This window comes from Curvibacter sp. APW13 (assembly GCF_032337135.1).
GTDB lineage: Bacteria > Pseudomonadota > Gammaproteobacteria > Burkholderiales > Burkholderiaceae_C > Allorhodoferax.
The window spans coordinates 1,207,220-1,220,130 of record NZ_JAVXZZ010000001.1 but is presented as its reverse complement, the minus strand read 5'-3'; the positions used below and the strand labels follow the sequence as shown (position 1 = coordinate 1,220,130).

The window sequence follows — 12,911 nt, the reverse complement described above, 5'->3', positions numbered from 1 at the left end:
GGCAACCTGCGGTGCTCAGAATCAACGGGGTCTGGCGAAACTCGCCCTGTGGGCTCAAACAGTCGCCAGCCCTGATCCGTTGCTTCCTCCGCTCCTTGGCGCAGCCAGAAGGGGGTAGGAATACGTGCCATCGCTGCGCTCGGCGGATGCGGAGTGTCAGAACTGAACTATGCTCGTCGGCGTTGAATGGATGAAAGCACCTTCGATGGACGACCTTCTGCACTTGATCCTGGTTTTGCTGCGGTGGCGAGTATTTGTCGCTATTTCGGTTGCGTCCGGAATGGCGATACTGGGGGTGCGTTATGTGCCCTGGCTGAGCGGTTTGCAAGGACTTGTGGTGGTTGCTCTGGGATTGTTTGCGGGGCTTGCTTGGGAATCCCGGACGGAGGGGCAGCCAGTGATAAAGCCGCCGTGGTCACAGGACACAAAGCCGACGGTGGCGATGTTGGCATTCTTCATTGGAGGTTCTTTCTGGGGTGCAATTAGCAGCACGTCGTTCGCCGCAGCAGTGTTTGGAGCAGCTCTTGCAGTGGTGGGTCTTGCTGCTTGGAGTTGGACTGGTGTCGTGCTGCGCAGGAATCTACGAGCCAAATTGGCTTCTCTCTATTCGTTCAGTCTGCTCGCAGGGTACGCCTTTGCCTGGTTCTACTTCCAACACTATGCGAGCGGTGTCTAGCGCAAACTACGAGCGTTCCCGGTATTGCAGGCCGTCATGCGGAGTCGAGTAGCGCAGGGTGGGGCGGAAGAAGAGGCGCGCGCTGTTTGAGCCCGTAGGGCGAGTTTGCGCGCCTCCCGCCCCGCACGAGCAACGCAGTGAGCCCGTAGCGAATGCGAAGGGCCGACGCATCCGGCTCGCCTTCTTTTGCTTCCTTTTCTTGGCGAAGCAAGAAAAGGAAGGCGCCTGCCGGGGCGCGACCCGGCTTGTAACAAGAAATCAAAGCCCAACAAAAAAGCGACACCCCAAAAAGCAAATTCAAGCGAAGAACAAGTGACCCGTTAAACTCCCTTTCCCCGCGCCCTCCGCGCCCCGCCCCCACCACCAGGAAACCCCATGCTCGGCGTCACCGACTACTTCACCTTTGTCGTCACGATCATCGTGTTCCTTGCCATCCCCGGCCCCGGCAATCTGGCCCTGGTGACGTCCACCTCCAAGGGTGGCATCCAGGGCGGGCTGGCGGCGACCTTCGGGGTCATCCTGGGCGACCAGGTGCTGATGTGGTCGGCGGTGGCCGGTGTGGCGGCACTGCTGCATGCCTACCCCGACGCTTTCAATGCCATCCAGTGGCTCGGTGCCGCCTACCTGGCCTGGCTGGGGGTGAAGATGCTGCTGGCCAAGCCCGGCGCGGCGCCGGTGCTCAACATCACTGCCGGCCACTACCTGCGCCAGGCGCTGATGATCACCCTGCTCAACCCCAAGGCCATCCTGTTCTACATGGCCTTCTTTCCGCTGTTCGTCGATCCCGCCACCCAGTTGGGCTTGGTGACCTACGGATTCATGGCAGCCACCATTGCGTTCCTGACTTTCCTGTACGGACTGGGCGCGACCTTGCTGACCTACTTCCTGGCCAACCGCATGCGCGCCAATCCGATGATTGGCCGCGTGCTCGAAAAGCTCGCGGGCATCGCCCTGCTGGGCTTCGGCGTCAAGCTCGCGGTTTCGCGTTAATGGTTTTCTGAAGAGCACTGCAACATGGCAAAAGTATTCTGCGTAGCGAACCAAAAGGGTGGCGTGGGCAAGACCACCACCACCGTGAACCTGGCCGCCGGTCTGGCCAAGATCGGCCAGCGCGTGTTGATGGTGGACCTGGACCCACAGGGCAATGCCACCATGGGCTCGGGTGTGGACAAGCGCAGCATCGAGCTGACCGTGTACGACGTGCTGCTGGAGTCGGCCACTATTGCCGAAGCACGTGTGCAGAGCGACAAGCTGAAAGATGCCGGTTGCAGCTACGACGTGCTCGGCGCCAACCGGGAGCTGGCCGGGGCCGAGGTGGAGCTGGTGGAACTGGAGCGGCGCGAGAAGCGTCTGCGCCAGGCCATCGCCGCGGTGGCGCTGGACTACGACTTCGTGCTCATCGACTGCCCTCCGTCTTTGAGCATGCTCACGCTCAACGGCCTGTGCAGCGCCCACGGCGTCATCGTGCCCATGCAGTGCGAGTACTTTGCGCTCGAAGGGTTGACCGACCTGGTCAACACCATCAAGCAGGTCAAGGCAAACCTCAACGACGACCTGCAGATCATCGGCCTGCTGCGCGTCATGTTCGACCCGCGCATCACGCTGCAGCAGCAGGTCAGCGACCAGCTCAAGGCCCACTTCGGCGACAAGGTGTTCAACACCGTCATCCCGCGCAACGTGCGTCTGGCCGAAGCGCCCAGCTACGGTGTGCCCGGCGTGGCGTTTGACCCGGCGTCCAAGGGCGCGCAATCCTTCGTGGCCTTTGCCGAAGAGATGGTGGAGCGAATCCGCACCATGTAATCGGTGTCAAATTTGCATCTAGCCCTCGTAAACATTGCGCAAGCAGCTATAAATTCAATAGCGAATGACTGATTTTGACCCCACCCGCGTCCTGGTGCTGCCCGGCTGGCAAAGCTCGGGCCCGGCCCACTGGCAAAGCCGTTGGGAAGCGCTGTACGGCTTTGTGCGCGTGGAGCAGCACGACTGGATGCAGCCGCTGCGTGGCGACTGGATCACGCGCCTCGAAGACGTGCTGCTCGGCCAGACCGGCCCCAGCATTCTGGTCGCGCACAGCCTGGGTTGCATGCTCACTGCTGCCTGGGCCAGCGTCACACGCAATCCGCACTTGGTGGCTGGCGCCCTGCTGGTGGCGCCCGGCGACCCCGAGCGCGAAAAGCTGCGCGCTCCATTGCGCTCTTGGTCGCCCGTAGTGCGCCAGCCGCTGCCGTTTCCGAGCATCCTGCTGGGTAGCCACGACGACCCGTACTGCACGTTCGAGCGCGCCCAAGGCTTTGCGCAGAGCTGGGGCAGCAGCTTCGTGGACTACGGTCACCGCGGTCACATCAATGCCGACTCGGGCCTGGGCGACTGGCCCGAGGGGCTGGAATTTCTGAACCAATTGCACAAGGGATAAACCACCATGGTCACCAAGAAACCCAAAGGCCTGGGCATGGGCCTCGAAGCCCTGCTGGGGCCCAAAGTCAAGGATGTGGCACCGGCCGAAACCACGGCGGAAAGCGGCACGCCCAGCACCCTGCTGCTGGCCGACATGGTGGCCGGCGTCTACCAGCCGCGCACGCGCATGGATGAAGGTGCCCTGTACGAGCTGGCCGAGAGCATCAAGGCCCAGGGCATCATGCAGCCCATCCTGGTGCGCAAGCTCGATGAAGCCGATGCGGCCAAGCATCTGGGCGACGGGAAGAAGCGCGCCATCTACGAGATCATTGCCGGGGAACGCCGCTTCCGCGCTGCCAAGCTGGCCGGGCTGGACCGTGTGCCCGTGCTGGTACGCGATGTGCCCAATGAGGCCGCCGCCGCCATGGCGCTGATCGAGAACATCCAGCGCGAAGACCTGAACCCGCTCGAAGAAGCGCAGGGCCTGCAGCGCCTGATCCGCGAATTCGGCCTCACGCACGAGAGCGCCGCGCAGGCCGTGGGCCGCTCGCGCAGTGCCGCCTCCAACCTGCTGCGCCTCTTGAACCTGGCCGACCCGGTGCAGACCATGCTCATGGCCGGCGACATCGACATGGGCCATGCCCGCGCCCTGCTGGCGTTGGACCGCGCCACGCAGATCACCGCCGCCAACCAGATCGCCACCAAGAAGATGTCGGTGCGCGAGGCCGAGAGCCTGGTCAAAAAATTGGGTGCCGAGTTCTCGCTCAAGCCCTCCAAGCCGCCGAAGGAAAAGTCGCGCGACCTCAAGCGTGTGGAAGAGGAACTGTCCGACCTGCTCACCGCGCAGGTGGAAGTGCATGTGAAGAAGCGCGTCAAGCGCCATGGCCGCATGGAAGAAATGGGCGAGGTGGTGATCCAGTTCGGCTCGCTCGATGAACTCAATGGCCTGATCGACCGCCTGAGCGGCCATGCCAGCCGCTAGGCGCTATTGTTTCGATAGCTGTCTGCGCAATGAATACGCGGGCTGGATGCCAATTCTGTCCCTGAACCCAGGTCGCAGCCGGTCCGCGGCAGAATGAACCGACTGCGCACACTGTGGGTCTGGCCCCTGCCCGCCGTGCTGGCATGGCTGGCTTCCTGGGGCCTGTTCAAGACCATGCTGTCCTTGGCGTTGGAGCCGACACTTGCGCTGGGGGCCGCCTGCGCTCTCGGCGTGGTGTGCAGCCTGGCCGGCGACCGCTGGTGGCGGCGCCTCTTCATTGCGGCGGGCTTTCCGCTGTCGCTGGCGTTCAGTGGCGCCCTGCAGCTCCCGGCCTGGGCCTGGTTGCTGCCCCTGCTGCTGTTGCTGCTGGTCTACCCGCTCAACGCCTGGCGCGACGCCCCTCTGTTCCCGACGCCTGCCGACGCGCTGGCCCTGCTGCCGCAGCACGCTCCGCTGCCCGAAGGCGCCCAGGTGCTGGACGCCGGCTGCGGCCTGGGCCACGGCCTGCAGGCGCTGCACCGCGCCTACCCCCAAGCGGCCCTGCATGGGGTGGAGTGGAGCTGGCCGCTGCGCCTGCTGTGTGCCCTGCGCTGCCCGTGGGCGAGTGTCCGCCAGGGCGATATGTGGGCGACGCCCTGGGGTGGGTATGACATGGTCTACCTGTTCCAGCGCCCGGAAAGCATGCCGCGGGCCTGGGACAAGGCGTGCTCCGAGCTGCGCCCGGGGGCCTGGCTGGTCAGCCTGGACTTTGCCGTACCCGACCACACCCCGGTGGCCCACTGGACGGTGGCCGACGGCGGGAAATCCCTGTGGCTGTACCGCGCCCCTTTCCCTACACTCGCGGCACCGCAGACGGACAGGCGCTGACCCAGCGCAGGCAGCCCGGTCTGCAAACTGCGCGTCCGGGACCCGGGCAGCGAGGGCAGACACAGGAAAGAGGTGGTATGCGGGGACGAACGGGGCAGGGAGGTGCGGGCCAATCGGCGTGGTGGCGACGCGCCATCACATGGATGCTGGGTGCCGGGTGGGCGCTTTGCAGCATGGCATCCGCGTCCGCCGGGTTGGCCCTGACGCCCGAACAGGCCCAATGGGTGGCCGCGCACGCGGGTCAGCCGCTGCAGGTCGGATTCGATCCCTACTCCGGCATGGACAGCTTCGCGCTGCGGGGCCGACGGCAGGGTTTCCTGCACCTGCTGCTGGACGACATCAATGCCCAAACCGGGCTGAAGCTGGTGGCCGCGCAGGCCAGTGGCTGGGACGAAGCCTACCGACATTTCGTGCAGGGGCAGACCGATGTCCTGTACGGTGCCAACCCGACGCCGGAGCGCGAGAAGATCATGCGCTTCACCGCGCCAGCCCAGCGCTACCCCTATGTCGTGCTGGCGCGCAAGGACGGCAGCGTCAAGACCCTGGGTGATATCGACGGCAAGGCCATCGGCTTCATCGCCAGTGACTTCGTGCTGCAGGCACTGCCGCAGGCCTACCCCAAGATCCGCTTTGCGCCTGCCATCTTTCCGGATCAGGCCGCTGCATTGCCAGCCTTGCTGGCGGGCCGTGTCGACGCCTTTGTCACCTCGGGTGGCGGCTCGGAGGTGGAGTACGTGGTCGCCCATCCCGAGCTGGCCATCGTCGCGGAGTTGCGCACCATCACCTCCGACATGACCTTGGCGGTGCGCCATGCCGACGCGCCGTTGGCCGGCATCCTGGACCGCTACCTGCAGCAGCGCGGGGCCCACATTGCGGAACTGGCGCGTCAGGCGCGTAGCCTGTTCAACCGCAAGGCCCTGCAGCTGACCGACGCAGAGCTTGCCTGGCTGGAGCGGTCGGGGATCGCCGTGGTGGGCGCTGCCGAAGACTACCTTCCCTTTGATTACCAGAGCCAGGGCCAGTACAAGGGCATTGCCGGGGAGGTGCTCCAGGAGGTCGCCCAGGCAGTGGGCATGCAGTTGCGCGTGGTGTCCGCACCGTTTGCCCGGATCATGGAGGAGGCGCGCGCCGGGCGAATCCACGTGGTCAACATGGCCAAGACCGAAGAGCGCCAGGCCGACTTTCTCTTCCCACGCCCTTTCAGCCCGGAGCGCGACATCATCATCGGTCGTCGCAGCAGCCCGCCGATTCCCGACATCTACGCCCTGGAGGACCAGCGCGTGGCCGTGATCGATGGCTTCTGGCATGAAGAGTACCTGCGGCGCAACCTGCGTCAGCCCAGCATGGTGAAGACGGCAGACATCCTCGAATCGCTGCGCAAGGTGCGCGACGGCGAGGCCGACTACCTGATCGAGAACCCGACCGTGGCCGACTATTACATCAACGGCCTGGGGTACCAGGAGTTGGTCAAGCGGGGCGACACCTCGGGGGACTCATCCTTGTACTTCGGGGTCTCGCGCCAGCAACCCGAGCTGGCCGGGATTCTGGACAAGGTGCTGCCCATGCTGCCGTACGAGCAGATCAAGTACCGTGCGCTGCAATCGGTGCCAGCCGTTCCAAACGAAAGCAATCGCCGCCTGCTGTGGCTGGCAGGGGTGCTGGCCGCTGCTTTGGTGGGTATCGTGGCCCTGACGGCGGTGATCGCGCGCAAGCTGACCCAGGCGCGGCTGCAGAACCAGTTCCTTCGCGAGCGTGAACAGTGGTTGTACACCGATGCCTTGACGGGCTGCCTCAACCGCAACCATTTCAACGCCCACGTGGACGCATTGGAGCAGTGGCTGGTACCGCCAGCAGCCGTCATTGTGGCCGACCTCAACAACCTCAAGCGCACCAATGATGCCCATGGCCACGCCGCAGGCGATGCGCTGTTGTGTGCCTTTGCCGATGCCATGCGCGCCCACTGGCCGCAGGCCCGGCTGTACCGCATGGGCGGGGACGAGTTCCTGATGCTGCTGGCACCGGCCGATGCGGCCGCACTGCAGCAGCAGGTGGACCTGTTCCAGGCCCACTGCGCCCAGTCTGCTGTGGTGCTCCCCGGTGGCACCACCCTGCATCCCAGCGCCGCCATCGGCATCGACTTGCGCGACGCAGGCAGCTCGCTGGACCAGTGCATCGCTCGTGCGGATCAGCAGATGTACGTCGCCAAGCGCCGGCAAAAGAAGCGCAGCACCGATACGCCCTGATGCATTTGTCAGCCGCTGGCTTACGTTGGCGCAGCGACAGTGGCAGAATGGTAGCCATGCACCAAGCGCCCCACCAGGGGCGTCCAGGAGGACGAAGATGAGCAACCCCGTTTCCACTACCGCGCCGGTCTTGCAGGCGCATCAGGTCGTGTTGTTTGCCCTGGCCACGCTGGCTGAGCTGCGCGAGTCCGATACCGAAAGCCACATCCTGCGCGTGCAGCACTATGTGCGTGTGCTGTGTGAACGTCTGAAGGCACGCAATGCCACCCTGGCCGCCACCTTGACCGACGACTATGTGGACATGCTGGTGCTGTGCGTGCCGATCTACGACATGGGAACCGTCGGGGTGCCGGATCGCATCCTGCTCAAACCCGGCAAGCTCACGCCTGACGAGCTCTCCATCATGCGGCAACACACCACCCTGGGCTACGAAGCCATGGTGCGCGCCGAGACCACGCTCAAACTGCATTCGCCCCTGCTGGCCATGGCCAAGGACGTGGCCCTGTGCCACCACGAGAAGTGGAACGGTGCCGGTTACCCCAAGGGTCTGCTGGGGCCGGTCATCCCGCTGGCGGCACGCATCGTGGCCGTGGCCGACGTCTATGACGCGCTGATCTCCAGCAAGGTCTACAAGGACGGTGTGCCCCATGACAAGGCGATGCAGATCATCGCCTCGGAACGTGGCGCTCATTTCGACCCCGATGTGGTCGACGCCTTTGTCGAGGCGCAGGCGCAGTTTGCCGCCATCGCCAGCCGCTATGCCGACACCGAAGCCGACATGCAGCAGAAGATCGAATACATGGCCAATGCCATTGCCGAAGTCGCCGTCCTGTAGTCCCGCACGCTGTCACTGTTCACGATGACGCCTCCGCCGGGCTTTGACATCAAGGACTTCCGCCAACCGGTGGTGACCTCGCTGGGTGTCATCCTGGGCTTTCTGCTTGGATACGTCGGGCAATGGGTATCTGAACCGGGCTTCGCCTTGCGCAATACCAGCGACCACTTGCATTTCTGGGGCACCCTTTTTGCGGCGCTGCTGATGCTGATGGCCCTGTACCGCATGCTGCAGCCGGTTCGCGAGCCAGAGCAGGCCTACCGTTACTACCGCAACACCCTGCGCCTTTACATGTCCGCCATTGCTTTGGCATTGGCGGTGTTTGCGATCCAGGTCTTCCTCTGAACAGAGATCCCCAGGGTGCACCACTGAGCGCCCCGGTCTCTCGGCCTGCGCGCTAGTCGATCTGGCAGCCGGCCATCCCCACCAAGGCATCAAATACCTCGGCCACGAGCGCCGAACGTGGTTCAACCGCTATCCCGGACATCCATACGCTGCCCAGAGGCAGGGAGGCAAATGCCCCCAGACGCACCAGGGCGCCGCTGGCCAGGGCCTCATGTGCCAGCAGCTCCGACACCAGGGCGATGCCGCGGCCGCGCCGGGCCGCGTCGAGCAGCAGGCGGGCGTCGTCGTAGATAGCCGCCTTGGGCAGGTCGCCGAAATGCTGGCGCAGGTAGGGCCCGGCCAGCGGCGAGGTAAGGTCGCTCTCCAGGCACAGCAGGCCCGTCGCTGTCTGGCCCGCTGCCCAGACGTGGGCCATGCCGGGAGTGGCAACTACGCACAGGCGGTCGCGCAGTAGTTCCACCTCGCGCAGGTTGGGTTGGCGCAGCGGGGTGGGTGTGAGGAGAATGTCCAGATCCATCTCGTCCACGTACCGGTACGACTCGTCTATCGACACGATGGGCTTCAGCGAGGGAAATTGCGTCGTCAGCGCGTCCAGGCGCGGCTGCAGCCAGCCGTGCGCCACGGTGGCCGGGCACACGATGGTGACCAGGTCGGGGTCCAGGTAGGTGGCGATGCGGTCCAAGCCACCGCGGATCACCTCGAACGACTGCGCCACGCTTTCGAACAGCAGCCGCCCGGGAATGGTCAGCTCCACCCCGCGCCCCTTGCGCCTGAACAGCGCTTGCCCCACGTGCCGCTCGAGCTGCGCAATCTGGTGGCTGATGGCCGACTGCGACACGCACAACTCGTCCGCGGCGCGCGAATAGTTGCCCAGCCGCGCCGCAGCCTCGAAACCGATGAGCAGCTTCAGCGACGGCAGGCGGGCGTTGGAAACATGAGCCATATTTATTGATTGTCGCAATAAATGTCGCTTTTCAATTACTCTGCTTCAACATACAGTCTTGCGGATCCGTCCTTTTGAAGCCGCCATGACCAAGACACGATTCGATGCCGCCCGCGAGGGCTTTCGCATGCCCGCCGAATGGGAGCCCCAGGCCGCCACCTGGCTGGGCTGGCCCGTGCAGGAAAACCGCGAGGAGCTTTGGGGCCCCCACTACGCCGCCGTGTGCGAGGCCTTTGCCTTGCTGGCACGCACCATTGCCAAATACCAGCGCTGCATCGTCACCGCCTACACCCCGCTGGTGGCCCAGGCCCGAGCGTTGTGTGGCCCCACGGTGGAGGTGCTGCCCTTGGCTGTGGAAGACAACTGGCTGCGCGACTGCGGTGCCATCTTCCTGGTCAACGACGACCGCGTGCAGCAGCTCGCCACGCGCTTTCGCTTCAACGCCTGGGGCGAGAAGTACACGCCCTACGACGGCTGCGCCCAGCTCGCCGTGGACATGGCCCGCCTGGCTGGTGTGCCGCTGCAGAGCAGCGACATGGTGCTCGAAGGCGGCTCGTTCTATTCGGACGGGCAGGGCACCTTGCTCACCACCGAGAGCTGCCTGCTGCATCCCAACCGCAACCCGCACCTGACGCGCGCCGACATCGAAGCCGAGCTGCGCCGCATGCTGGGCGTGACGAAGGTCATCTGGCTGCCCGGCAACCCGGCCGAGGTGGAAACCAACGGCCACGTGGACATCATTGCCTCGTTCATCGCGCCCGGGCGCATCCTGTTCAACGCGGCCGAACCCGACCAGGGCGAGTACTACCGCTGCATGCAGGAAAACCGCCGCGCGCTGGAGCTGGCCACCGACGCGCGGGGCCGACGCTTTGAAATTCTGGAGCTGCCCGTGCCGCGTGGCCACGACACCTGGGGCACCGAACGCTTCTGCGCCAGCTATGCCAACTACGTGCTGGTCAACGGCGCGGTCATTTCCAGCAGCTACGGCGTGGCCAATGACGCCCTGGCGCGCGAGGCCTTTGCCCGGGCTTTCCCCGACCGCTTGGTCGAGCTGCTGCCCCTGGCCGCCATTTCGGTGGGTGGTGGCGGTGCCCATTGCTCCAGCCAGCAGCAACCCATGCTGGGCAATCGCCTGGCCGTGACACCCCGCAATTAAGCCCCCGCCCCCAGTAACGCACGTCAAGACCCGAACCATGACTTCCCGCAACATCACCGTCGCCGCTGTCCAGATGCCTTCGGGCGATTGGGACGCTGCGAAGAACATCGCCCGCGCTGAAGCGCTCATCCGTCAGGCCGCTGCGCAGGGCGCGCAGCTCATCGTCTGCCCCGAGCTCTTCATGCTGCCCTACTTCTGCATCGACCAGAACGCCGACCATTTCGCGCTGGCGCAGCCGTTCGAAGGCAACCCGCAGCTCGCCCACTTTGCCGCATTGGCCGCCGAGCTGGGCGTGGTGCTGCCGGTGGGCTTCTATGAACGCGGGGGCAACGCCACCTACAACTCCGTGGCGGTCATCGATGCCGACGGAACCATCCTGGGCCGCTACCGCAAGACGCACATTCCGGACGGCCCGGGCTACACCGAGAAGTACTACTTCACCCCCGGCGACACCGGTTTCATGGTGTGGGACACGCGCTTCGGGCGCATCGGTGTGGGCATCTGTTGGGACCAGTGGTACCCCGAAACGGCGCGCAGCATGGCGCTCATGGGCGCCGAAGTGCTGTGTTTTCCCACCATCATCGGCTCGGAGCCGCAGGATGCCACGCTCGATTCATCGGGCCACTGGCAGCGCACCATGCAGGGCCACGCCGCGGCCAACATGGTGCCGTTGGTGGCGGCCAACCGCGTGGGCACGGAAACTGGCAAGGGCAGCGGCGTGCCGGGCCATGCACCGCTGACCAGTACCTTATATGGCTCCAGCTTCATTGCCGACCATACGGGTGCCAAGGTGCAGGAAGCCAACCGCATGGACGAGACCATTCTGCTGGCGCAGTTTGACCTCGATGCCATCCGCCGTGCACGGCAGGCCTTCGGCTTCTTCCGCGACCGTCGCCCCGAGATGTATGGCCGCCTGCTCACCAGCGACGGCCAGTTGCGCCGCAGCTGATCCGCGCAGGGGTTACACGCTCCCCGGCTGGCTGTTGGCGAACTTGCTGTCGCCGAAGCGGCTGTCCAGCCCCTTTTCCTGCATCTTGCGCTGCAACTCGGCGTCCTCCAGCTCGCGCCGCCGTGCCGCCTGCTTGCGCTGTTCCTCCTCACGCATTGCCGCCAACTCTTCAGGCGTGGGGTCCTTGTCGAAACTCAGTGTCGGGCCCTCGGCACCGGCGGGTTCACCGCGGTTGCTCTTGAGCTTGATGGCCAGGCGCAGCTCGTTGGCCGAATCGGCATTGCGGATCGCTTCCTCGAAGCCGATGAAGCCCTGGTCGTAGAGCTCGAACAGTGCCCAGTCGAAGGTGCGCATGCCCAGCTCGCGCGACTTGTCCATGATGCTCTTGAGGTCACCGAACTGTCCCTTGAAGATGCGCTCGGCCACCGTGGGCGTATTGAGCAGGATTTCCACCGCCGCCTTGCGGCCCTTGCCGTCCTCGGTGCGCACCAGCCGCTGCGAAACGATGGCGCGCAGGTTGGCCGACAGGTCCATGAGCAGCTGGTTGCGGCGGTCTTCGGGAAAGAAATTGATGATGCGGTCAATGGCCTGGTTGGCACTGTTGGCGTGCAGCGTACCCAGGCACAGGTGCCCTGTCTCGGCAAAGGCAATCGCATGCTCCATGGTCTCGGGGTCGCGGATTTCGCCGATCAGGATCACGTCCGGTGCCTGACGCAGCGTGTTCTTGAGTGCATGGTGCCAGGAGTGCGTGTCGACCCCGACCTCGCGGTGGCTGACCAGCGATTTCTTTGAGACGTGCACATATTCCACCGGGTCTTCCACCGTGATGATGTGCCCGGCCGAGGTGCTGTTGCGGTGGTCGATCATGGCAGCCAGGCTGGTGCTCTTGCCCGAGCCCGTGCCACCCACCACCAGCACCAGCCCGCGCTTGTTCATGATCACGTCCTTGAGCACCGGCGGCAGTGCCAGCTTTTCGAAGTTCGGGATCTCGGAAGCAATGGTGCGCACCACCATGGCCACGTTCTGCTGCTGCACATAGATGTTCACGCGGAAACGCGACACGCCCGGCACGGTGATGGCGAAGTTGCACTCCATCTCCTTGGCGAATTCCTCGCGCTGGCGTTCGTTCATCATGGCGTGGGCCAGCACCCGGGTGACATCGCCCGTGAGCTTCTGCTGCGTCAGCGGCGTCATGCTGCCGTGCGCCTTCATGCTGGGAGGGAAGTCGTGCGCGATGAAGAGGTCCGAGCCGCCTGCTTGGCTCATGGCCGCCAGCAGTTTGTGCATGTAGGCCCGTGCCTGTTCTTCGTTGAGTGTGCTCATGCGGCCGCAGTATCTGCGCGCTGCGTGCCGTGGTCAACAGGCGCGCGCCGAAATCAAGCGCAGTGTCTGTGGCGTCCTGTTGGGGACGCGCCCACGCCGCAATCAGGGTGTCGGACCCTTGCCGCGCAGCTCCGCTTGCAGGGTATCCCAGTAGCCCGCCTGCTCCAGTGGAGTCGCGGCGGGCAGGGTCGGGTTGGG

General features: G+C 64.9%; 13 protein-coding genes. 11 read left to right on the top strand and 2 right to left on the bottom strand.

What is annotated here, in order from left to right:
• Window positions 1-169 precede the first annotated feature (169 nt).
• The 9 genes from RQP54_RS05560 (at window position 170) to RQP54_RS05520 (ending at window position 8,342) form a co-directional block, all read left to right on the top strand.
• Window positions 170-676 carry a hypothetical protein gene (locus tag RQP54_RS05560; protein ID WP_315677173.1) on the top strand — a complete coding sequence of 169 codons (507 nt, stop codon included), beginning with the start codon at window positions 170-172 and terminating at the stop codon, window positions 674-676.
• A gap of 375 nt (window positions 677-1,051) precedes the next feature.
• The gene (locus tag RQP54_RS05555; RefSeq protein WP_315677172.1) at window positions 1,052-1,666 is read left to right on the top strand and encodes a LysE family transporter; all 615 of its coding nucleotides are present in this window, start codon (window positions 1,052-1,054) and stop codon (window positions 1,664-1,666) included.
• 24 nt (window positions 1,667-1,690) lie between these two features.
• Window positions 1,691-2,476 carry an AAA family ATPase gene (locus tag RQP54_RS05550; protein ID WP_315677171.1) on the top strand — a complete coding sequence of 262 codons (786 nt, stop codon included), beginning with the start codon at window positions 1,691-1,693 and terminating at the stop codon, window positions 2,474-2,476.
• Between the two features lie 64 nt (window positions 2,477-2,540).
• Window positions 2,541-3,089 (top strand): alpha/beta hydrolase, encoded by a 549-nt coding sequence (locus tag RQP54_RS05545; RefSeq protein WP_315677170.1) that lies wholly within the window; start codon window positions 2,541-2,543, stop codon window positions 3,087-3,089.
• A 6-nt stretch (window positions 3,090-3,095) separates the two neighbouring features.
• The gene (locus RQP54_RS05540) at window positions 3,096-4,052 is read left to right on the top strand and encodes a ParB/RepB/Spo0J family partition protein (RefSeq protein WP_315677169.1); all 957 of its coding nucleotides are present in this window, start codon (window positions 3,096-3,098) and stop codon (window positions 4,050-4,052) included.
• A 93-nt stretch (window positions 4,053-4,145) separates the two neighbouring features.
• Complete coding sequence (locus RQP54_RS05535) at window positions 4,146-4,919, top strand: class I SAM-dependent methyltransferase (protein WP_315677168.1); 774 nt, start codon at window positions 4,146-4,148, stop codon at window positions 4,917-4,919.
• Window positions 4,920-5,092: 173 nt separating this feature from the next.
• Window positions 5,093-7,162 carry a transporter substrate-binding domain-containing protein gene (locus RQP54_RS05530; protein ID WP_315677167.1) on the top strand — a complete coding sequence of 690 codons (2,070 nt, stop codon included), beginning with the start codon at window positions 5,093-5,095 and terminating at the stop codon, window positions 7,160-7,162.
• Between the two features lie 97 nt (window positions 7,163-7,259).
• Entirely contained in the window at window positions 7,260-7,997 is a 738-nt protein-coding gene (locus RQP54_RS05525; RefSeq protein ID WP_315677166.1) for an HD-GYP domain-containing protein, read from the top strand.
• Between the two features lie 24 nt (window positions 7,998-8,021).
• The gene (locus tag RQP54_RS05520; RefSeq protein WP_315677165.1) at window positions 8,022-8,342 is read left to right on the top strand and encodes a hypothetical protein; all 321 of its coding nucleotides are present in this window, start codon (window positions 8,022-8,024) and stop codon (window positions 8,340-8,342) included.
• A gap of 52 nt (window positions 8,343-8,394) precedes the next feature.
• Here RQP54_RS05520 and RQP54_RS05515 read toward each other — a convergent pair whose 3' ends face one another.
• A complete protein-coding gene (locus RQP54_RS05515; RefSeq protein WP_315677164.1) occupies window positions 8,395-9,285 on the bottom strand; it encodes a LysR family transcriptional regulator in 891 nt (296 codons plus the stop codon).
• Between the two features lie 85 nt (window positions 9,286-9,370).
• On the opposite strand from RQP54_RS05515, the gene RQP54_RS05510 reads away from it, so the two are divergent.
• Window positions 9,371-10,441, top strand: coding sequence for an agmatine deiminase family protein (locus RQP54_RS05510; protein WP_315677163.1), 1,071 nt, complete (start codon window positions 9,371-9,373; stop codon window positions 10,439-10,441).
• A gap of 37 nt (window positions 10,442-10,478) precedes the next feature.
• The gene (gene aguB / locus RQP54_RS05505) at window positions 10,479-11,390 is read left to right on the top strand and encodes an N-carbamoylputrescine amidase (protein WP_315677162.1); all 912 of its coding nucleotides are present in this window, start codon (window positions 10,479-10,481) and stop codon (window positions 11,388-11,390) included.
• Window positions 11,391-11,402: 12 nt separating this feature from the next.
• Here the strand turns inward: aguB and RQP54_RS05500 are convergent, their stop codons facing one another.
• Window positions 11,403-12,713 carry a PilT/PilU family type 4a pilus ATPase gene (locus tag RQP54_RS05500; protein ID WP_315677161.1) on the bottom strand — a complete coding sequence of 437 codons (1,311 nt, stop codon included), beginning with the start codon at window positions 12,711-12,713 and terminating at the stop codon, window positions 11,403-11,405.
• Window positions 12,714-12,911 lie beyond the last annotated feature (198 nt).